16 protein-coding genes are annotated in these 21,006 nt (G+C 68.6%); 11 read left to right on the top strand and 5 right to left on the bottom strand.

Features of this window, described 5'->3' with window-relative positions:
• Nucleotides 1-31: 31 nt before the first annotated feature.
• From AB0C25_RS26435 to AB0C25_RS26425, 3 genes are read right to left on the bottom strand one after another with little or no spacing between them, the layout of a single operon-like run.
• Complete coding sequence (locus tag AB0C25_RS26435; RefSeq protein ID WP_357376914.1) at nt 32-856, bottom strand: carbohydrate ABC transporter permease; 825 nt, start codon at nt 854-856, stop codon at nt 32-34.
• A complete protein-coding gene (locus tag AB0C25_RS26430) occupies nt 853-1,824 on the bottom strand; it encodes a sugar ABC transporter permease (protein WP_357376913.1) in 972 nt (323 codons plus the stop codon). Before AB0C25_RS26430 ends, AB0C25_RS26435 begins: the two co-directional genes overlap by 4 nt.
• Nucleotides 1,825-1,842: 18 nt before the next feature.
• Nucleotides 1,843-3,078, bottom strand: coding sequence for an extracellular solute-binding protein (locus tag AB0C25_RS26425; RefSeq protein ID WP_357376912.1), 1,236 nt, complete (start codon nt 3,076-3,078; stop codon nt 1,843-1,845).
• Between the two features lie 300 nt (nt 3,079-3,378).
• On the opposite strand from AB0C25_RS26425, the gene AB0C25_RS26420 reads away from it, so the two are divergent.
• Together AB0C25_RS26420 and AB0C25_RS26415 are read left to right on the top strand one after the other, a co-directional pair.
• Nucleotides 3,379-5,214, top strand: a complete 1,836-nt coding sequence (locus AB0C25_RS26420) for an RICIN domain-containing protein (RefSeq protein ID WP_357376911.1) — start codon at nt 3,379-3,381, stop codon at nt 5,212-5,214.
• A gap of 179 nt (nt 5,215-5,393) precedes the next feature.
• A complete protein-coding gene (locus tag AB0C25_RS26415) occupies nt 5,394-6,998 on the top strand; it encodes an arabinofuranosidase catalytic domain-containing protein (protein WP_357376910.1) in 1,605 nt (534 codons plus the stop codon).
• Nucleotides 6,999-7,156: 158 nt separating this feature from the next.
• On the opposite strand, the gene AB0C25_RS26410 is transcribed toward AB0C25_RS26415, so the two are convergent.
• On the bottom strand, nt 7,157-8,545 hold the full coding sequence (locus AB0C25_RS26410) for a PHB depolymerase family esterase (protein WP_357376909.1): 1,389 nt from the start codon (nt 8,543-8,545) through the stop codon (nt 7,157-7,159).
• A gap of 266 nt (nt 8,546-8,811) precedes the next feature.
• Between AB0C25_RS26410 and AB0C25_RS26405 the strand changes: the two genes are divergently transcribed.
• The 3 genes from AB0C25_RS26405 to AB0C25_RS26395 all read left to right on the top strand — a co-directional run bounded on the left by AB0C25_RS26405 (nt 8,812) and on the right by AB0C25_RS26395 (nt 13,768).
• Nucleotides 8,812-9,810: a PaaX family transcriptional regulator C-terminal domain-containing protein gene (locus AB0C25_RS26405; RefSeq protein ID WP_357376908.1), complete on the top strand. Its 999-nt coding sequence runs from the start codon at nt 8,812-8,814 to the stop codon at nt 9,808-9,810.
• Nucleotides 9,811-10,484: 674 nt separating this feature from the next.
• Nucleotides 10,485-11,954, top strand: a complete 1,470-nt coding sequence (locus tag AB0C25_RS26400; protein WP_357376907.1) for an endo-1,4-beta-xylanase — start codon at nt 10,485-10,487, stop codon at nt 11,952-11,954.
• A gap of 428 nt (nt 11,955-12,382) precedes the next feature.
• Complete coding sequence (locus tag AB0C25_RS26395; protein ID WP_357376906.1) at nt 12,383-13,768, top strand: RICIN domain-containing protein; 1,386 nt, start codon at nt 12,383-12,385, stop codon at nt 13,766-13,768.
• 81 nt (nt 13,769-13,849) lie between these two features.
• Here AB0C25_RS26395 and AB0C25_RS26390 read toward each other — a convergent pair whose 3' ends face one another.
• On the bottom strand, nt 13,850-14,620 hold the full coding sequence (locus AB0C25_RS26390; RefSeq protein WP_357376905.1) for a FadR/GntR family transcriptional regulator: 771 nt from the start codon (nt 14,618-14,620) through the stop codon (nt 13,850-13,852).
• A 257-nt stretch (nt 14,621-14,877) separates the two neighbouring features.
• Here AB0C25_RS26390 and AB0C25_RS26385 point away from each other — a divergent pair, with 257 nt between their 5' ends.
• The 6 genes from AB0C25_RS26385 (at nt 14,878) to AB0C25_RS26360 (ending at nt 20,958) form a co-directional block, all read left to right on the top strand.
• A complete protein-coding gene (locus tag AB0C25_RS26385; RefSeq protein WP_357376904.1) occupies nt 14,878-16,029 on the top strand; it encodes an extracellular solute-binding protein in 1,152 nt (383 codons plus the stop codon).
• 5 nt (nt 16,030-16,034) lie between these two features.
• Nucleotides 16,035-17,015 (top strand): sugar ABC transporter permease, encoded by a 981-nt coding sequence (locus AB0C25_RS26380; RefSeq protein ID WP_357376903.1) that lies wholly within the window; start codon nt 16,035-16,037, stop codon nt 17,013-17,015.
• Entirely contained in the window at nt 17,015-17,842 is an 828-nt protein-coding gene (locus AB0C25_RS26375) for a carbohydrate ABC transporter permease (protein WP_357376902.1), read from the top strand. The genes AB0C25_RS26380 and AB0C25_RS26375 overlap by 1 nt, the downstream gene beginning before the upstream one ends.
• Before the next feature lies 1 nt (nt 17,843).
• Complete coding sequence (locus tag AB0C25_RS26370; protein ID WP_357376901.1) at nt 17,844-19,067, top strand: mandelate racemase/muconate lactonizing enzyme family protein; 1,224 nt, start codon at nt 17,844-17,846, stop codon at nt 19,065-19,067.
• A 107-nt stretch (nt 19,068-19,174) separates the two neighbouring features.
• Entirely contained in the window at nt 19,175-20,200 is a 1,026-nt protein-coding gene (locus tag AB0C25_RS26365) for an alcohol dehydrogenase catalytic domain-containing protein (RefSeq protein WP_357376900.1), read from the top strand.
• Nucleotides 20,197-20,958 carry an SDR family NAD(P)-dependent oxidoreductase gene (locus AB0C25_RS26360; RefSeq protein ID WP_357376899.1) on the top strand — a complete coding sequence of 254 codons (762 nt, stop codon included), beginning with the start codon at nt 20,197-20,199 and terminating at the stop codon, nt 20,956-20,958. The genes AB0C25_RS26365 and AB0C25_RS26360 overlap by 4 nt, the downstream gene beginning before the upstream one ends.
• The last annotated feature ends 48 nt before the right edge of the window (nt 20,959-21,006 follow it).

Below are 21,006 nucleotides of genomic sequence, written 5' to 3'. Positions count from 1 at the left end.
GGTGGCGGGTGCCTTTCTGTGGTGCGGGTGGTCAGTCCTTGACGGCGCCGGCGGTCACGCCCATCGAGACGTAGCGCTGGGCCAGGATCAGCAGCACCGCGGCGGGGATGGAGGCGACGACAGCGGTGGCCATGATGGCGTTCCACTGCTGGTTGTTGTTGCCGATGTAGTGGTAGATGCCGAGGGTGATCGGCTGGTGGTCGCCACCGCCGGCGAGTGTCGAGGCGAAGATGAAGTCCGACCACGACCAGAGGAACGCGAACAGGGACACCGTGACGATCGAGTTGCGGCTGACCGGGAGCACGATCGACCAGAAGGTCCGGAACCGGCCGGCGCCGTCGACCACGGCGGCCTGGAGCAGCTCGTCGGGTATCCCGGACATGAAGGCCGTGAAGATCAGCACAGCGAACGGCACCGCCAGCGTCGAGTCGGCCAGGATCAGGCCGGGCAGCGTGTTCAGGACGCCGAGACTGAGGTAGATGGCGTAGAAGCCCATCGCCATGATGATGCCCGGGATCATCTGCGCGATCAGCAGGACGAAACTCAGTGCCGTGCCGCCGGGTGGCCGCAGCTTCGCCAGCGCGTACCCGGCGGGGGCGGCCAGCGCCACGGTCAGCGCCACCGTGCCGAGACCGACCAGGAAGCTGGTGCCGAGGTACGGCAACTGCTGGTCGAGCACGGCCCGGTAGCCGTCCAGCGTGCCGTTGGTCGGGAACAGGTGTGGGGGATCGGCCCGCATGTCCTGGTCCCGTGTGAACGACACATTGATCATCCAGTAGACGGGGAAGAGCATCAGCCCGGTCAGCACCAGACCGACGACGGTCTTCCACCAGACCCGAGGTGTGGAGGTGGTCATGGCAGGTTCTGCCTCCGCTGGATCCGGATGTAGACGAGCCCGGCGATCAGGGCCATCACGATGAGCAGGTTGCCGACGGCGGCACCCGGACCGAACTCGGGCAGCAGGTTGCCGAAGCCGAGTCGGTAGGACCAGGTCGCGAGCGTGGCGGAGGAGTTGGTCGGGCCACCCTTCGTCATGATCCAGATGATGTCGAAGACCTTCAGCGTGTAGATCAGCCCCAGCAGCAGCGTGATCGCGGAGACGGGGCGCAGCAGCGGAAAGGTGATCCCCCAGAACCGTTGCCAGCTCGACGCGCCGTCCAGCGCGGACGCCTCGTACATCTCGACCGGGATGGCCTGTAGCCCGCTGTACAACACCACCAGGTTGAACGGGATGCCGATCCAGATGTTCGCGATGATCACCGAGGCGAGCGACCAGCCCGGCGAGGTGAGCCAGTTGACCTGGTCGATGCCGACGACACCGAGCGCCGCGTTGACGAGCCCGGAATCGCTGTTGAGAAGCCACGACCAGGTCGAGGCCGAGACGATGAGGGGCAGCAGCCACGGTACGAGGATCAGCGCCCGCAACGTGCCCGACAGGGGGAAGTGCTGGTGGAAGAAGAGCGCCAGGGCCATGCCGATCGTGAACTGGAAGACCAGCGACGCGGCAGTGAAGACCAGGGTGTGCGTCAGCGTGGACCCGAAGGCCGGATCGGTCAGGACCGTCCGGTAGTTGTCGAGGCCGGCGAAGGGCGCGCCACCCTGCACGAACGAGCGGACGGTGTACTCGCGCAGGCTCAACTCGAGATTGCGGTAGAGCGGGTAGGCGTAGAAGGCCACCAGGTACAGGGTCGCCGGGGCCAGGAAGCCCCACGCCAGCCAACGGTTGGGCCGGCGGGCGCGGGACGGCGGAGGGCCGGGTGGGGCGGACTTCGCCGCCTCACCCGGATCCGGTACGGCAGTGGAGCTGTGTGTCGAGGGGAGCATGGTGTCGGTTCGGCGCGGTTACCTGGTCGCGGCCTGAGCGGCGGTCAGCGCGTCCTTCGGTGTCTTCCCACCGCTGAGCGCCGACTGCACCGCGGTCCACAGGGATTCCGAGATCTTCGGGTACTTCGTGCCGAGGTTGTCACCGGTGCGGCCCTTGGCTGCCCGGACCGCCTCCACCCAGACCTTGAGCTTGGGGTCGGCGGCCTGCCGATCCTGCACGGCGGCGACGGGTGCCACGTAGGACAGCGTGGTGTCGGTGGTGAGCAGGTTGTCGGCGTTGGTGAGGCAGGCGACGATCTTCTGCGACGTCTCGTACCTGTCGGTCTTCTTCTGCACCGGGATGGAGACGAACTCACCGCCGGTGGGCGCCGGCGCCGGGCCGCCCGCGCTGGCCGGGATCGCGATGGTGCCGTAGGAGAAGCCGAGCTTCTCCGCGTTGGCCAACTGCCAGGTGCCGTTCTCGGCGAACGCGAAGTCGCCGGTGGCGAACTCCTGCCAGCTCGTGGTCTGGGTGTTGTTGATGACCGAGTTCGGCGCGAGGCCCTGCTTGAGCCAGTCGGTCCAGAGCGTCAGCGCGGACACGGCCTGCGGCGAGTCCAGGCTGGTCAGCTGGGCTCCCGAACCCCAGAACCAGGGCAGGAACTGGAAGCTGCCCTCCTCGGTGCCGATCGCGGAGAAGGTGATGCCCTTCTTCCCCTTGGCCTTGACCGTGGTCAGTGCCGCGGTCAACGACGGCCAGTCCTTGATCGAGGCCGGATCGACGCCGGCGGCGGCCAGCAGGTCCTTGTTGTAGTAGAGAGCGAGCGTGTTCGCCCCGATCGGCACCCCGTACGTCTTGCCCGCGCTCTGGCCGGCGCCGAGCAGGTTCGGCGCCATGGCCGAGACGTCGAGCTTGTTGTCGTCGGTGGTGGTGAGCGCGCCGGCCTCGGCCAGTGTCGAGATGACCGGGTTGTCCACGATCAGCACGTCCGGGGAGTTGCCCTGCTGGGCGGCGAGCAGGGCCTTGTTGGTCAGGTCGGTGGTGTCGTAGCCGGTCCGCTCGACGCTCGCCGCCCCCGCCGAGGTGCCGCACTTCTTGAGCAGTGCGACCCACTCGGAGTCGGCGGCGAACTGCGGATACGGGTCCCAGACGAGGTAGGCGCCGCCGTCGCCGGGTCCGTCGCCGGACGACGATGAGCAGGCGCTGCCGGTCACCGCGGCGAGCGCTATCACGGCGACGGCGGCCAGGCGCCGTCGACGACTGAGTCCTGTCATGTGTTGCCTCACTTCAGTCGATCGTCAGGGTGGGGTGTGCGGGTTGACCGTCGCGGGTCGGACGACGTCCGACCATGAGGCGAACCGATTCGACAAATCGGTTCGCACGAAGATAGGTCCGTCGTTGCCGGCTGGTCAAGAGATGATCGGGTGTTCTGAAGGTTGCGCTGTGAAACGCCACCTTCACCGCGCCGTCACTTCATTGACATCGTTCAGTTCCTGGTCCTACGATCCCAGCGAATCGATTCGCAAGCGCAGCCCTCCGGAGAGCGTCCCCCGCGCCCCACCAAGGAGCCGCCCGTGAAAACCCCGTCCCCCGGCAGGTCAGGACGAGCGCACGCGCTCGTCGCCCGACTCGTGGTCGGCCTGCTCGCCGCCACCGCCGCCGTAACCGTCGCCGCGTCCCCGGCCCAGGCCGCCGACGAGTCGATAAGCGTCAACTTCGCCACGGACAACGGCACGCCGACCTACCGCGCGTCCGGCTGGATCTACGGCATGACCGAGAACGCCAGCGGTCCGGCCGACCACTTCTACCGAGACGTCAAGTTCCAGTCCATGCGTGCCGGCGGTGCGCAACTGCCGGGCAGCGGCTGGGTCGGCGGCACCTACGACCGCCGGTGGAACTCCACAGTCGCCCAGGCACGTCGGACCACGGCCCTCGGCGGGAAGTTCATCATCCTGCCGCACGACCTGTGGGGTGCCGACGGCGCCGGAATCTCACGCTTTCCCGGCGACAACGGCAACTGGACCGACTACGACAACTTCCTGACCCGGCTGATCACCGACGTCCGGGCGTCCGGGCTGAACGTGCAGTGGGACATCTGGAACGAACCCAACATCACCATCTTCTGGAACCGCCCGATCTCCCAGTACCTTGAGCTGTGGCGCCGCACCTACCAGCGCCTCCGGGTGGAGTTCCCCAACCAGCTCATCGTCGGGCCGAGCTGTGCCTGCGTCCCGTCGACCAACCACGCCTTCTGGAACCAGTACCTGGACTTCGTCCGCTCGACCAACACGGTGCCGGACATCATCAGCTGGCACTCGCTGCCGGGCGACCCGGTCGCCAACGTCGCCGCCGCCAACGCCACCCTCGACCCCCGTGGCATCCCCCACCCACGGCCCTACCAGATCAACGAGTACGGCGCGCCCGACGAGCAGAACCCGGCCGACGGCGCCTGGTACATCGCGCGGCTGGAACGCGCCCGGGCCGACGGCCTGCGGGCGAACTGGGCCAGTGGGGGCAGCCTGCACAACGACCTCGGCAACCTGTTGATCCGCAACTCGGCCGGGCAGCACCAGCCCAAGGGCGAGTGGTGGAACTACCGCTACTACGCCTCGCAGACCGGACAGATCGCCGGGGTCACGCCCAGTCAGTCGTACGACGCGTTCGCCACGAAGGCGACCGGCACGGCGAAGGTCCTCATCGGCGGTGGTCGTACCACCGGGAACCTGACCGTCAACCTGCAACGCCTGGACACCACCAGCGGCATCGTGGCGAACAACCAGGTCCGGGTCCTCACCCAACGCATCCCACACAACGGTGGCGGCGCCGTGCCGGGGCCGATCACGGTCTCGAACAGCGTGGTCAACGTGTCCAACAACAACGCCACCGTGACCGTGCCGTACACCAACCAGACCGACACCTACACGATCACCCTGCTGCCCCCGTCGGACGGTGGCTTCCAGTCGGTGGCGGTGGCCCAGCACTCCCAGCAGTGCCTCAACAACGTCGGCCTGAGCACCGCCGACGGCAACGTCCAACAGCAGAACTACTGCGACGGCGGCGACCAGCAGCTCTGGAACTTCCGTCCGGTCGCCGGCGTGGCCAACACGTACACAGTGGTCAACCAGCAGAGCGGCAAGTGCCTCGACGTCAGTGGCGTGTCCACCGCCGACGGCGCTGCCGTGCACCAGTGGACCTGCCTGAACAGCTCCAACCAACAGTTCACTCTTCGCAAGGTGACCTACTCGGGCAACGACTCGCACGACTACCAACTCGTCGCGCGACACAGCGGCAAGTGTGTCGATGTCAGTGGCGTCTCCACGGCGGCCGGCGCACTCGTCCACCAGTGGACCTGCAAGGCCGTCAACCAGGGCAGCACCCTGAACCAGACGTGGCGGATCCTGGGGCGGTAGTCCTCCCGGGAGATGACGCGCTGGCTGTCCCGCCCAGCAGTCAGCGCGTCACCCGGCACCACATTCATTGACATGAATAAAATAAAGGTCATACGATTCGCTGCGATTCGCCATGCCACCACCCGCCCGTGGCGCGTCGACGATTCCCCCGCACTTCCCCGACTCCGAGGAGCCACCTCGTGCGAACCCCGTCCCGCAGCGGGCCAGACACAGCCCGCGACCTCATCCCGAGACGTCAACGCGTCCGACGTCTGACCCTCCTGGCCGGTGTCCTGGCCGGGGTGCTCGTCGTCGTGGGCATCGGCGTCGGCACCACCCCCGCCAGCTCGCCCTTCGCCGCCGAGGTCGCCGCGGCGGCCACCATCCAGCCGGGGCAGAGCACCCGGATCGTCGGCACGCCGTCCGGCCGCTGCCTCGAGGTGCCCAACTCCAGCACCACCAACGGCACCCAGACGCAACTCTGGGACTGCAACGGCGCCGCCGGCCAGACCTGGACCTGGACGTCGAGCAAGCAGATCCAGGTGTACGGCAACAAGTGCCTGGACGCCTCCGGCCGGGGCACCACCAACGGCACGCAGGCGATCATCTGGGACTGCAACGGCCAGAACAACCAGCAGTGGAACGTCAACAGCAACGGCACCATCACCGGCGTGCAGTCCGGGCTCTGCCTCGACGCCAACGCCGCCGCCACCGCGAACGGCACCAAGGTCATCCTCTGGGCCTGCAACGGTGGCGCCAACCAACAGTGGGCCTCGCCGAACACGCCGCCGACCTCGGTGCCGCCGACCTCCGCACCGCCGACCAGTCCGCCGCCGGGCGGTGCGCGCCCCTGCGACATCTACGCCTCCGGCGGCACTCCGTGCATCGCGGCGCACAGCACGACGCGGGCGCTCTACGGGACGTACACCGGCAACCTGTACCAGGTCCGGCGCTCGTCGGACAACACGACCCGCGACGTCGGGCTGACCGGCGCGGGCGGCACCGCCAACGCGGCGACGCAGGACTCGTTCTGCACCGGCACCACCTGCGTGATCACCGTGGTCTTCGACCAGTCCGGGCGCGGGAACGACCTCTGGTACCAGGGGTCGAGCGTGGTTCCGGGATCGCCGCAGAGCAGGCCGGCGATCGCGACGTCGGAGTCGCTGACCGTGGGTGGCGCCAAGGCGTACTCGCTCTACATCAACCCCGGCAACAGCTACTGGCGCGACGGGCACCTCACCGGGGTGCCGACCGGCGCCGCCCCCGAGGGCATGTACATGGTCACCAGCGGCACCCACGTCAACAGCGGCTGCTGCTTCGACTACGGCAACAGTGAGACGACCCGCAAGGCCGACGCCGCCGGTGCGATGGACGCCATCAACTTCAGCAAGCAGTGCTGGTTCGGTGGCTGCTCCGGCAGCGGGCCCTGGGTGCAGGCGGACCTCGAGTGGGGTCTCTTCCCCGGTGGCAGCCAGAGCTGGAACCCGAACCAGCGCGCCTTCACCAGCAAGTTCGTGACCGCGACCCTCAAGAACAACGGCACGTCCCGCTTCGCCATCAAGGGCAGCGACGCCACGTCCGGCAGCCTCTACACGCTGTACGACGGCTCGCTCCCGCCGGGCTACAGCCCGATGAAGAAGCAGGGTGCGATCATCCTGGGCAGTGGCGGTGACTGCTGCAAGCCCGACGGCGGCGCGAACCTGAGCGCCGGCACCTTCTACGAGGGGGCCATGGTCGCCGGCTACCCGTCCGACGCGACCGAGGCCGCGGTGCAGGCCAGCATCGTGAGCGCCGGCTACCGCTGACCCTGGCAGCGGCGTCTGAACGACACGTGCGCCGGTCACCACCGCGGTGGTGACCGGCGCACACTTTCGTCGACGCCCGCCGGCTCAGGTCGGCGGTCACGGCCGGCGACGCTCCGGGGAGGTACGGGTGCGTGCCGTCCCCGGAGTGCCGTTCGGTGTCAGGCCACCGAGCAGGTCGCGCCGTTGAGCGTGAACGTGCTCGGCTTGGCGGTGTTACCTGTGTGCGTGGCCTGGAAGCCGACGGTCACCGATCCGTTGGCGGGTATGCCGGCGTTGTAGGCGACGTTCCTGGCCGTCACCTGCCCCGAGTTCGGGGAGTAGGAGGCGTTCCAGCCCGAGGTGATGCTCTGACCGCCGGGCAGGGTGAACACCAGGGACCAGCCGTTGACGGCACTGGTGCCGGTGTTGGTGACGGTGATGTTCTCGGTCAGCCCGCTGTTCCAGGCGTTGACCGCGACGGTCACCCGGCAGGCGCCGGAGTCCGGCGGCGGGGTGGTCGGGTTCGGCGGCGGGGTGGTCGGGTTGGGCGGCGGGGTGGTCGGGTTGGGCGGTGGCGTGGTCGGGTTGGGCGGTGGCGTGGTCGGGTTCGGGGGTGGCGTCGTCGGGTTGGGCGGGCTGGTCAGGCCGAAGAACCCGATGGCGGACGCGGCCATGCCGCTGGCGGGCAGACTGTGCCCGGCGCCCTGGATGCTGTACGCCTCGACCTGAACCGTGCCGCTGCTGTCGGCGTACCTGCGCCGGTTCCAGTTCGGCTGCGGAGTGTCGGTCGAGGTGGGCGTCTGGCTCAGCCCGAACACGTTCGTCCACTGCTCGATCGACTCCTGCAACAGCGAGTACGGCACGAGGGTGTCGTTGGTGCCGTGCCACAACTGGATGCGCGGGCGGGGTCCCGAGTGTCCGGGGTACGCCTGGCGGACCGCGTCACCCCACTGCTGCGGCGTCCGGTTCATGTTTCCGCCGGTGCACTGGCTGCTGGTGGGTGGGAAGTCGGCCGCGTTGGCGAAGCAGTTGAACGGCACCCCCATGAACGCGGCGCCGGCCTTGAACACGTCGGGATAGAGGGCCAGCATGTGGTTGGTCATCATGCCGCCGGAGGAACTGCCGGTGGCGTAGACGCGGTCCGGGTCGGCGGCGTACTGCTGTTGCACGTGCCGGACCATCGAGACGATGGACACCGGGTCGCTGCCGCCGCCGCGCCGCTTGGCCGCGTCCGACCAGACGTCGAAGCAGTTGCCGAACCCGGCCTGCTGGGTCGCGGACGGGTAGATCACGATGAATCCGTAGCGGTCGGCCAGGCCGGCGAACTCGCTGCCGGAGTAGAAGCCGGGGCCGGACCCACCGCAGCCGTGCATCGCCACGATGGTCGCCGGCCGGGCCGGGCGGTTGTCCGGCACGTAGACGTGCATCCGCATCCGGCCCGGGTTGTCACCGAAGCTGGTCACCTCGGTCAGCGACGCCGCGTACGCGGGTTGGATCGCGGGGACCGCCAGGCCGGCCGCCAGCAGCGACACGGCCAGGGTGAGCAGCAGTTTCCTTCTGATTCTCAACGGACGACTCCTTCGATTGCCTGTGCAGGCTGTGGATGGCCGCACGATCTGCGTCGCGGGGATGCCCGAGGCCCGCGGTGATCGCGCGATGCCCGCTACCGGTGGCTCGCCCTGCCCGACTCCGGACCACATCGCGTGGCGATCAGTGTTCTCCTCGGACCAACAAGTGTCAATCGAAGGTCTTCTATCACTTGTCGACCGCGACGCTCGTTCGGCGGCATTCCGTCTACAGTCGTCACACCGTCCCTGAAGAGCACGGAGCGCCTGTGGCAAGCCCGTTCGACATCGACGAGATCTATCCCGACGACGGAGACCGACCGCTCCGGCTGCCCCGGCGGCAGGTCGGCAACTCGCCGCAGGGCGTGGCGGTGACCCTGCTGGCTGATTACACCCTGCGGACTCGTGCCGCGATCCCGTCCGCCGCCATCGTCGCGCTGCTCGCGGAGACCGGGGTGAGCGCGGCCGGCGCGCGTACCGCGATCAGCCGGCTGGCCCGTCGCGGCGTCCTGGAGGGCAGCCGGCTGGGGCGGCGCAGCTCCTACCGACTCAGCCGCGCGGCCGCTGCCAACCTCTCCGCCGGCGGCCACTGGATCCTCGCCTCGACCAGCTCGACCGTGCCCTGGGACGGGTGCTGGACGGTCGTCGCGTTCTCGCTGCCGCAGGACCGGAGTGCCCAGCGCCGGGCACTTCGTGCCCAACTGCGGTGGCTCGGATACGCGCCGTTGTACGACGGACTGTGGATCTCGCCGGACGAGCTGACCCCTGCTGCTCGCACCCAGCTCGACCAGCTCACCCTCGGTGCCGTCACGGTGTTCCGCGGACGGCAGACCGCGATCGGGTCCACCATCCACCGCGCCCCGATCGAGGCCTGGGACATCGCCGAGATCGGCCGGAGCTACCAGGCGTTCCTCGCGCACTGGACGGGGGTGTTGCCGGCGGTGGCGGCGGGGGAGATCGACGGAGCGGCCGCGGTGCGGGCGCGGACCGAGGTGATGGACACCTTCCGGCGTTTCCCCGTCCTCGATCCGCAGCTGCCCCTGGAACTCCTGCCGAAGAACTGGCTCAGGAGGCCGGCGCGGGAGTTGTTCGAGGCCGTCTACGACGGCCTCGCGGTACCTGCCGAGCGGCACGTCCGGGCTGTCGTCTCGCGGTTCGCCGACCGCGAGCCGCCCGGCATCGAGGCCCACACCACCGCCGACATCCTGGCCGGAGTACGTCCCGACGTGAGCCCCGCGGAACCGCCGCACGGCGGATCCGCCTGGTGACGGCGGCCCGTTCCGCCGTGGTCCGGTTGGCTGCCGCGTGGTCCGGTCCGGGTGGGCCGCAACCGGTCCGAGGGTGACCGCAACCCCATCCGCCGGGTGGCCGCGGCCCGACCGATCGCGGTCCTGTGAGCGATAACAGGGCCGGCCTGGTCGGCGCGTGCACGAGGTGCGGCAGGCACTACCCGATATCCACCAGGGCAGCGCGTCAGGACGACGGTGACGAGGCAGGCTTCGGCGGAACCTGAGCTCGGCAGCATCGATACAGGCTTATGTTACGTCTTGACGAACGGCATGTTATCGCTCACCCTCGATATCGAGGAAGACAGCACCTGTGGCTCACCGGGCGAGCCGCTGTCGCACCTCACGATCACGACGTTCCCCAGGGCATGCGGACGTCGATCACGCACCTCGGCAGCGGCGTCAGCCGGCCGGACGACAGGTGCCGGCACGCGCCGGCGCACGATGCTCGTCCCGGTTCCTCGCCCCAGGAGGATCATGACTTCGTTTTCGGCGCGGGCTCAACCGTCCCCGGTCAGGTCGGCCATCGACACGGTCGACACCGCTACCAGACCGCGCCGAGCGCGTCGTGATCCACGCCAGATCTCCCGGTCCGTCTCTGGCAAGAGAGTGGCACGTCACCACCACCGTTGCGACCACCACGGAAAAGGAACGACATGAAACCCAAGAGAACTCTGCTGGCGGCGGCGTCCCTCGCCGTCGTACTCACCGCGGGCATGACGGCGGTGCTCGCCCCCACGGCCAGCGGCGCCGGCACGACCCTGAAGGCGGCTGCGGCCGAGAAGGGTCGCTACTTCGGCGCGGCCGTCGCGGGGCAGAAGCTTTCCGACAGCGCGTACGTGACGATTCTGAACCGCGAGTTCAACAGTGTCGTGGCTGAGAACGACATGAAGTGGGATGCGACCGAGCCGCAGCAGGGTCGGTTCAACTACACCGGTGGTGACCGGTTGGTCGCGCATGCGCAGGCCAACGGTCAGAGTGTGCGGGGCCACGCGCTGTTGTGGTATCAGCAGCAGCCAGGTTGGGCGCAGAACATGTCGGGCAGCGCGTTGCGTAGCGCGATGATGAACCATGTCACGCAGGTCGCGACCCACTTCAAGGGCAAGATCCATTCGTGGGACGTGGTGAACGAGGCGTTCGCCGACGGTAACAGTGGTGCGCGGCGTGACTCGAACCTGCAGCGCACGGGTAATGACTGGATCGAGGCGGCGTTCCGGGCGGCGCGGGCGGCGGATCCGGGTGCGAAGTTGTGTTACAACGACTACAACACCGATGGGATCAACGCGAAGTCGACCGGGATCTACAACATGGTGCGGGACTTCAAGTCCCGTGGTGTGCCGATCGACTGTGTGGGGTTCCAGTCGCACCTGGGCACGTCGTTGTCCGGTGACTACCAGGCGAACCTGCAGCGTTTCGCCGATCTCGACGTGGACGTGCAGATCACCGAGCTGGACGTGATGGGTGGTGGCAACCAGGCCAACATCTACGCCGGGGTCACCCGTGCCTGCCTGGCCGTCTCGCGGTGCACCGGTATCACGACGTGGGGTGTGCGCGACTGTGACTCGTGGCGTGGGTCGGACAACGCCCTGCTCTTCGAGTGCAGCGGCAACAAGAAGGCCGCGTACACGAGCACCCTGAACGCCCTCAACGCCGGCTCGACCACGCCCACCACGCCCCCGCCGAGCAGCGGGGTGGACACCAGCGCCTGGTACGTGTTGCTCAACCGCAACAGCGGCAAGGCGTTGGACCTGTACGCCTCGGCCACCACCGACGGCGCACGGATCAGCCAGTGGTCGCGGAACAACGGCACGAACCAGCAGTGGCAGTTCGTGGACTCCGGCGGCGGCTTCTACCGGTTGAAGTCCCGGCTCTCCAGCAAGGTGCTCGACGTCAGCGGCTTCTCCACCGCGGACGGCGGGGCGATCGTGCAGTGGTCCGACCTCAACGGGACGAACCAGCAGTTCCGGCTCGCCCAGTCGGCCGACGGTTACCAGCGCCTGATCAACCGCAACAGCGGCAAGGCCGTCGAGGTGCAGGGCGCGTCCACCGCTGACGGGGGAAACATCGTCCAGTACGCCGACTGGGGCGGCACCAACCAGCAGTGGCAACTCGTCCGCATCGGATGACGACAGCCATGAACTAGCGGGATCGTAGCGGCCCGTCCCATCCATCCGGGGCGGGCCGCTACGACCGTCAGCGGACCTCGTCCATGGACTGTGAGCGATAACAGGACAGTCGCCAGGTCGTCCCGGATCGCCGAGGCTGTGGGTTTTCCGCCAGCCACCCGAGCCCCTGCTGGCGGCCGTCGTGGCCGTGTCGGGCAACGGTTTCGATAGACGTCGGTCGTTTGACGTATGACGTCGTTAACGCTAATTTTCCACACGCGTGCGGCGCGGCGGCAAGGTCGATCGCTGGCCCGGCCGGGCCCGTGTTCCGGCGGCCGCACCCCGCCCACGCACCCCCGACGTGCCGACGCCACCACCAGACGCTGGCACACCCCCAGGGCACGCGCGTGCGTTCTGCTCGTGGGTGACCCCGATCGAAGGAGTGGACCATGAAGGCCATCGGTGAGGTTCGTTCCGCCTCTCCACCGAGACGTCGTTGGCGGTCAGGGTTGGCCGCCGCGGCGGCCGCGATCATGGCGGCCGGCACACTCGTCGCGGTCAACGCGGCACCCGCGGCGGCGGCGACGGTGGACACCAACGCCTGGTACGCCCTGGTGAACCGCAACAGCGGCAAGGCGCTGGATCTGGTCTCCTCGGCTACCACCGACGGCGCCCGGATCAGCCAGTGGTCGCGGAACAGCGGCGCGAACCAGCAGTGGCAGTTCGTGGACTCCGGCGGCGGCTTCTACCGGTTGAAGTCCCGGCACTCCGGCAAGGTGCTCGACGTCAGCGGCTTCTCCACCGCTGACGGCGGGGCGATCGTGCAGTGGTCCGACCTCAACGGGACGAACCAGCAGTTCCGGCTGGCCGACTCGGACGGCGGCTATGTCCGGCTGATCAACCGAAACAGCAACAAGGCCGTGGAGGTGCAGGGCGCATCCACCGCCGACGGCGCCAACATCGTGCAGTACGCCGACTGGAACGGCTCCAACCAGCAGTGGCAGCTCGTACGCATCGACGGCAGCAACCCGCCGCCGTCGGGTGGCAGCGGGTGTGGCAAGGCACCGACGCTGGCCAGCGGCACGCACACGATCCAGAGCAACGGCAAGACCCGCACCTTCATCCTGCGGGTGCCCGCCAACTACAACAACAGCAACCCCTACCGGCTGATCTTCGCGTTCCACTGGCGCGGCGGCACGATGCAGGAGATCGCCTCCGGCGGCACCAGCGGGACCCCGTGGTCCTACTACGGGCAGCAGGAGCAGTCGAACAACAGCGCGATCCTGGTCGCGCCCCAGGGATTCGGCAACGGCTGGGGCAACGCCGGCGGTGAGGACATCGTCTTCGTCGATGACATGATCAGCCGGATCGAGAGCAGCCTCTGCGTCAACCCGAGGCAGCGGTTCGCCCTCGGCTTCAGCTGGGGTGGCGGCATGAGCTACGCCGTCGCCTGCGCGCGGGCCAACGTCTTCCGCGCCGTCGCGGTCATCTCCGGTGGGCAGATCAGCGGTTGCAGTGGCGGTACGCAGCCCATCGCCTACTTCGGGCTGCACGGCATCTCGGACAACGTCCTGGGCATCTCCGGTGGCCGGGCGTTGCGCGACACGTTCGTCCGGAACAACGGCTGCACCGCGCAGAGCCCGCGCGAGCCGGCGGCCGGCAGCCGCACGCACGTCACGACCACGTACTCGGGCTGCCGGTCCGGTTACCCGGTGCAGTGGGCCGCGTACGACAACGGCCACATGCCCGGCCCGGTCGACGGCACCTACGCCGAGAGCGGCATCACGACCTGGACCAAGGGTGAGATCTGGAGGTTCTTCGCCCAGTTCTCCTGACCCGCGTCGCCGACACGGTCGGCCTCTGGCGGCGCCTGCCCCCGTACCCCGGGGGTGGGCGCCGCTTCGTCGTTCGGCCGGTCAGCGCTGCAGACGAACCGGCTTGCCGGAACCGCTGCGGCGGACCAGCCAGGCCTCGGTGATGTGGGTGAACATCGCGGCGGCGGCACCCTCGGAGTCGTGCGCCGCGATGCGCTCGTAGATGCGCCGGTGGCCCCGGTTGGACGCCACGCACAGGGAGCGTTCGGTCCGGCCCATGTAACGGGCGGTGTTGATGACCTGACTCTCCAGTGCCCGCACGACGCCGCGAGCGATGCGGTTCCCGGACGTCTGCATGATCGCGTCGTGGAAGGCCCGGTCGTGCTCGTGGTAGGTGACGTGGTCGTCGACGAGCTGGTCCATCCGATCCACCATGGCGCTCAGCCGGTCGATGGTCTGCGCGTCGGCGAGCCGGGCGGCGACGTTCGCCATGTCGGATTCCAGCACGCGCCGGGTGACGACGAGATCGTCGAGGATGGCGAGGCTGTCGTCCTGGGCGATGGTGGCCCCGAGGACGAGCTCGTCGAGCATGTCCCACTGCGCTGCGGGGGTGACCATGGTGCCGGCGCCCTGGCGCACCTGCACCAGCCCCTTCTCCTGAAGGATCTTGACCGCCTCCCGGACGACCGTCCGGCTCACCGAGAAGGTCTCGCAGAGGATCGGCTCGGGCGGCAGGGATGTCCCGGACGGGTGTACGCCGCGTACGATGCGCTCCACCAGTTCGGCGGTGACCGCTCGGGCCAGGTTGGTAGGCCGACGCACCCATGCCGGTGTCACCGGGCTGTTCAGGGCCGTCTCCTGCGATGCCGTCATGTCCCCTCCGAAAAGCTCGCCGTGGCACGACGTCTGGCTCAGTGTACGGCTGAGTATTGACGTCACACGTCATACGAGTTACGTTCCGGGCAACATTGGCACGGCGGCGCGTCCGCCGGCCACCCCACTTTCTGAGGTGACAACTGATGAGACAGCGCGCAATATGGTCGGCCGTCCTCGTTGTGGGCCTGGCCCTGGCCGGTTGTGGAAGTGCTAGCGATTCAAGCTCGTCAAGCGGGTCGGACAGCAAGCTCGTCGTGTGGGACTGGAAGTCCGGCGAGTCGTTCGCCAAATCCTATCTGGACAAGGCTAAGGCCGACTTCAAGAAGAAGCACCCAAAAGTCGAGGTCGAGTTCGTAGCGCAGCCCTTCGACCAGTACTACACGCTGCTCGGTGCGGCGATCCAGTCCGGCAAGGGCCCGGACGTCATGCTGTTCAACGGCGGTGGCCAGATCCGCGACCGGGTTGACGCGCTGGTGCCGATCACCGACTACGTGGCCGAGGACAAGCAGCGGCTGGCCGGGTGGGACGCGTTCACCAAGGACGGCAAGGTCTACGCCGGTCCGGTGACGCTGCAGGGCTACCCGATCTACTACAACAAGGAGATCTACCGCAAGGCCGGCCTCGACCCGGCGGCCCCGGCCGCCACCTGGGACAAGTTCGTCGCCGACTGCGACGCCATCTCCAAGGCCGGCTCCAAGTGCTTCGCCCTCGGCAACAAGGAGGGCGTCGGCATCCAGTTCTGGCTCTCCAGCATGGGGTCGGTCACCCTCACCGCCGCGGAGTACGACGCCTGGATCACCGGCAAGCGCGACTGGAACTCCCCCAACGTCAAGCGGATCTTCCAGCTCTGGAAGGAGACCGGCGACCGGAAGATGAACAGCGACGGGGCCAACTCGACCGCGATGTTCAACGACTCCTTCGCGTACTTCCAGTCCGGTAAGGCCGCCCACGTCATGGGTCTGATGTCGGACGTCGGGCACTGGAAGGACTTCAACGAGTTCCTGACCGCGGAGAAGCTCGGCGTCATGAAGCCTCCGGTCGTCACCGCCGGCACCACCCCGAGCCTCCCGTACGACGGTGGTATCGGCTACGGGGTCGCCAAGTGGACGAAGGACCCGAAGGTTGCCGCCGACCTGGTGCGCTCCCTGACCTCGGCGGACGCGCTGAAGGCCTTCTACGCGGACGCCGGCGCGATCGTCGCCGACACCACTGTCGACGTGTCCCAGAGCGGCCCGGCCGTCTCCACGATCGTCGGCGAGCTCAAGACCGGCAAGCCGGCTCTGCACGTGGCGCTCTCCTCGAAGACGATCGACCTGATGGGGCGGCTGTCCCAGCAGCTGCTCAGCGGCTCGATCACCGTCGACGAGGTGGTGAAGCAGTTGGCCGCTTCCGACCAGGCGGGCTGACCCTCGTGTCAATTGGAAACACGCAACCGTCGGTCCGTCTGGCTCAGGCCGGACGGGCCGGCGGGGCGGCGCCCACCCCCGCCGCACACCGGCATGACGCGCAGCGTCGCCGCGGCCGCAGCGGCCGGCGGGCCGAACGCTTCGCCCCCTACATCCTGGTCGCTCCGGCCGTCCTGATCATCGTGGTGCTGCGGCTCTATCCGCTGCTCCTCGGCGTCAACTTCTCCTTCACCGGCGACGGTGCGCAGAACGGGACGGCTGTCGGATTCGGCAACTACCGCGAGCTGTTCCACGATCCGCTGTTCCGGACCGCGCTGAGCAACGTCGGGCTGCTGGTGCTGCTGCTCCCGGTGGCGGTGGCCATCCCCGGCCTGCTCGCGACGTTCATCTACCTGCGGGTGCCCGGCCACCGCTTCTACCGCAGCGTCTACTTCTTCCCGGCGGTGCTCTCGCCGGTCATCGTCGGCGCGATCTTCAACCTGCTGCTCGCCTTCGACGGCCCTCTCAACGCCATCCTCGGGTCGATCGGCATCAGTCCGGTGGACTGGCTCGGTGACCCGGACCTGGCGATGTTCATGGTGGTGGGCGTGCACATCTGGGCCACCTTCGGGATGGCCCTGGTGGTGTTCCTCGCCGGCTTCGCCACCCTGGACCCCGCGCTCCTGGACGCCGCCCGCGTGGACGGGGCGTCGCTACGCCAGGTGGTCTGGCACGTGATCATCCCGAGCCTCTCGCGCACCATCCAGTTCGTCTTCGTGACCACGATGATCGGGATGCTGACCTCGATGTTCGGCCTGCTCTTCGTGATGACCAGCGGCGGGCCGGAGGGTTCGACGTACCTGCCCGAGTACTACATCTGGATCCAGCAGGGCCAGATGAACCGGCCGGCGCTCGCCTCGGCCGCGTCGACGATCCTCTTCATCATCATGCTGGTGGTGGGGATGTTGCAGATCAAGCTGCTCGAACGATCCGGAAAGGAGGATTGATGTCTCGGGCCCGTCTGGGATGGTGGCTGCTCGCCGTCCCCATGTCACTGCTCGCGCTGGCGACGATCTACCCACTGCTCTTCACCGCCAACGTCGCCATGAAGACCCGGCGTGACTACATCCTCGACCGGTTCTCCCTGACCGACGCCCTGCGCTGGGAGAACATCAGCACGGCGTGGAACAGCGTCGGCATGGGCCGCTACTTCGTCAACTCGCTGCTCGTGGTGACGGTGTCGGTGATCCTGCTGCTGCTGCTCGGGTCGATGGCCGGCTTCGCGCTGAGCCAGCTACGGTTCCGTGGCTCGTCGGCGTTGTTCCTGGGTTGCCTCGCGGGGCTCTTCATCCCGTTCCAGGTGGTCATGGTGCCGCTGTCCCGGATCATGGCCGACACGGCGCTCATCGACACGTACCCCGGTCTGATCCTCGTCTACGTGGCGCAGTTCCTGCCCTTCACGGTCTTCCTGATGACGAGCTACTACCGGGGCATCCCGTCGGAGATCGTCGACGCCGCCCGGATCGACGGCAACACCGTGTACGGCGTCTACCGCCGGATCATGTTGCCGCTGGGCACCCCGGCACTGCTGTCGGTCGGCATCCTCAACGCGCTGTTCTGCTGGAACGACGTGCTCATGGCGCTGGTGATGATGCCCTCGGCCGAACACCGGACGCTGATGATCGGAGTGACCTCGTTGCGGGGGCAGTACTCCGAAAACATCCCCACCTTCGCCTCCGGGGTGCTGATCGCCGCCATTCCCGTCCTGTTGGTTTACCTGTTCCTCCAGCGCCAAATTGCCGACGGTGTAGCCGCCGGTTCCACGAAGGGTTGACATGCGGATCACGGGATATCGGACGCTCTCCACGGTCCAGGAATGGGGGCGGCCCGTCGGTGACGCCAACGGGGTGTTCCCCGACGGGGTGGTTCCGGTCTCGATCGTCATCGTCGACACCGACGAGGGCATCTCGGGAGTCGGCCTCGGGCCGCACGTCGAGATCGAGCGGATCTTCGCAGCCATCGAGGGCGAAGACCCCCGTGCCGTGACGACGCTGTACGACCGCATGTTGCGGCACACCTTCAAGGCGGGCCACGCCGGCCCGGTGTTCGGCACCATCGGCGCACTGGACACCGCACTCTGGGACATCAAGGCGCAGGCCGCCGGCGAGCCGCTGTGGCGGCTGCTGGGCGGACGTGACCGGCGGGTCAACGCCTACGCGTCCGGCCTGGACATCGGGCTCACCGACGACGAACTCGTCGCGGAGTACGAGGTCTACGCCAGCCACGGCCTGCGCGCCGCGAAGCTCAAGGGCGGTCTCGACATCGAGCGCGACCGGCACCGCCTCACCCTGGTCAGGGAGGTCCTGACCGAGGCGGGCCACGGCCGGCGGCCGGGTCTCATGCTCGACGTCAACGAGGCCTGGACCCGCAAGCAGGCCGTCCGGCACGTCTGCGAACTCGAACGCTCCCTCGACCTCATCTGGATCGAGGAGCCCGTCCGACGTTGGGACGCCGAGGGCCTCGCCGCCGTCAGCCGAGGAGTCTGCGCGTCGGTCGCCACCGGGGAGAATCTCACCGGGCTCGAACAGTACCGTCCGCTGCTCGCCGCCGGCGCGGTCGACGTCGTCCAGATGGCCGCCGTCTGGGGGGTCACCCACTTCCTGCGGGCGTCCGCCCTGGCACACGCCTACGACCTGCCGGTCAGCCCGATCGGCAACAGCCCGATCGGACTGTTGCACGCCGCGACCTCGGTGCCGAACCACCTGACGAGTGAGCTGCAGGACCTGCATCCACCGGTGGGAATCTCCGTCGACCTGCACGTCGAGGACGGCGCCTTCATTCTCGGCGACGCACCCGGGCTGGGTGTCCGCATCGACGAGGAGCGGATCCGGACGGCCAACCACCGCCCGCAGGCGCAGACGGCCGAGAGCCCCAACGTCCGGCCGGAACGGGCCGGTCGGCGGCTGCTGGGCGGAGTCGACGGGGTCGTCCCCGCCCGCCAGGTGCCCGTCGTGCCGCTGAACTACCGCAACGAGGTGTCGCCCACCGGGCGGCACTGAGCTGACCGCCAGAAACAGGGAACGCGTGGGTGCACCGCCATCGCGGTGCACCCACGGCCATGTCCGGTCGGCACGAACGACGTGCCGGCCGTCGAGACGGAGGATCGATGAAGGCAGTCGTCTACCGGGGGGCGCGAGACCTCGGAATCGAGGATCGCGACCCGGTCCCGCCGGGTCCCGGCCAGGTGCGGATCGAGGTGGCGTACACCGGGATCTGCGGCACCGACCTGCACATCTACCACGGCGACATGGACGCTCGGGTCGGTGACTCCGCGATCATCGGGCACGAGATGTCCGGCCGGATCGCGGCCGTCGGGCCGGACACCACCGGCTGGAGCATCGGACAGCCCGTCACCGTGCTGCCGACCCGGCCGTGTGGAACGTGCGCTGCCTGCCAGCGCGGGCACTCCCACGTGTGTCACGCCATGAACTTCCTCGGCATCGACTCGCCGGGTGCCATGCAGTCCTACTGGACCGTGCCGGCGGAGCTGGTCCTGCCGCTCCCCGAGGACCTGCCGCTGGACCACGCGGCGCTCGTCGAGCCGGTCGCGGTCGCGGTGCACGACGTCCGCCGGGGGAACGTGGCGGCCGACGACCAGGTGGTCGTGGTCGGCGGTGGGCCGGTGGGGGCGCTCATCGCCGTCGTCGCGCAGGGTCGCGGCGCGAGGGTGCTCCTCGTCGAGCCGGACCCGTTCCGTCGGGAGGTGGCGGCCGGGATCGGGATCGAGGCCGTCGACCCGGGCGCGACAGATGTCGTGGCACTGGTCAACGAGCGCACCAACGGCGCGGGCGCCGACATCGCCTTCGAGGTGTCCGGCTCCGCCGGAGGCGTCACCACCGCGGTCGACGTCCTCACCACCCGCGGTCGGCTGGTGATGGTGGCGATCCACCCCCGGCCCCGCGAGGTCAACCTGCACCGGTTCTTCTGGCGTGAGCTGGAACTGCTCGGCGCGCGGTTGTACCAGCGCGACGACATGGTGGAGGCGATCCGGTTGGTCGCCTCGGGCGAGATCCCGGCGCGACAGCTCATCTCCCGGGTGGAGCCGGTCGAGGCGGCCAGCGCCGCCTTCACGGCCCTGGAGGGTGGCGGCGTGATGAAGGTGCTGCTCGATCTGCGGGAGGTAAACCAGTGACGGCCCTGTTCGACCTGTCCGGACGCGTCGCCGTGGTCACCGGCGCCCGGCGCGGTATCGGCCTCGCCATGGCCGAGGCCCTGGCGCTGGCCGGCGCCGACATCGTGGGCGTCTCCGCCCAGCTCGAATCGGATGGCAGTGAGGTCGAACGCCGGGTGCGCGCCGCCGGCCGCCAGTTCACCGCGTTGCGTGCCGACCTCGGCGACCGGAGGGCCGTACACCAGTTGGCCCGGGATCTCACCGCTCTCGGGCCGATCGACATCCTGGTGAACAACGGCGGCACGATCGCCCGCACACCGGCAGCCGAGCACCCGGACGAGATGTGGGACCACGTCATCGAGGTGAACCTCAGCAGCCAGTTCGTCCTCAGCCGGGAGATCGGCCGGACGATGGTGGAGCGCGGCCGTGGGAAGATCATCTTCACCGCCTCGTTGTTGAGCTTCCAGGGCGGCATCACCGTCCCCGGCTACGCCGCGTCGAAGTCGGGCATCGCCGGGCTCACCAAGGCGCTGGCCAACGAGTGGGCGGCCCACGGGGTGAACGTCAACGCCATCGCCCCCGGCTACATCGCCACCGACAACACCCAGGCGCTGCGCGACGACCCCGACCGCAACCAGGCGATCCTCGCCCGGATTCCGGCGGCCCGGTGGGGTCGCGCCGACGATCTCGGCGGTGCCACGGTGTTCCTGGCGTCCTCGGCGTCGGACTACGTCAACGGGGTCGTGCTACCCGTCGACGGCGGTTGGATGGGCCGATGACGGGCGGGCCGGTGCCCCTGGTGAGCGTCGGCGGCGAGCCCGTTCGCC

This window comes from Micromonospora sp. NPDC048839, assembly GCF_040649915.1.
In the GTDB taxonomy this organism is placed as follows: Bacteria; Actinomycetota; Actinomycetes; order Mycobacteriales; family Micromonosporaceae; genus Micromonospora.
The sequence above is the reverse complement of the archived record's forward strand: the minus strand, read 5'-3'. Positions and strand labels throughout refer to the sequence as shown.

Excerpts from the sequence above, each read along its gene's own strand:
- AB0C25_RS26375 (WP_357376902.1), top strand. The coding sequence starts at position 17,015 with ATGTCTCGGGCCCGTCTGGGATGGTGGCTGCTCGCCGTCCCCATGTCA.
- AB0C25_RS26390 (WP_357376905.1), bottom strand. The coding sequence starts at position 14,620 with ATGACGGCATCGCAGGAGACGGCCCTGAACAGCCCGGTGACACCGGCA.
- AB0C25_RS26395 (WP_357376906.1), top strand. The coding sequence starts at position 12,383 with ATGAAGGCCATCGGTGAGGTTCGTTCCGCCTCTCCACCGAGACGTCGT.
- AB0C25_RS26370 (WP_357376901.1), top strand. The coding sequence starts at position 17,844 with ATGCGGATCACGGGATATCGGACGCTCTCCACGGTCCAGGAATGGGGG.
- AB0C25_RS26425 (WP_357376912.1), bottom strand. The coding sequence starts at position 3,078 with ATGACAGGACTCAGTCGTCGACGGCGCCTGGCCGCCGTCGCCGTGATA.
- AB0C25_RS26365 (WP_357376900.1), top strand. The coding sequence starts at position 19,175 with ATGAAGGCAGTCGTCTACCGGGGGGCGCGAGACCTCGGAATCGAGGAT.
- AB0C25_RS26430 (WP_357376913.1), bottom strand. The coding sequence starts at position 1,824 with ATGCTCCCCTCGACACACAGCTCCACTGCCGTACCGGATCCGGGTGAG.
- AB0C25_RS26400 (WP_357376907.1), top strand. The coding sequence starts at position 10,485 with ATGAAACCCAAGAGAACTCTGCTGGCGGCGGCGTCCCTCGCCGTCGTA.
- AB0C25_RS26435 (WP_357376914.1), bottom strand. The coding sequence starts at position 856 with ATGACCACCTCCACACCTCGGGTCTGGTGGAAGACCGTCGTCGGTCTG.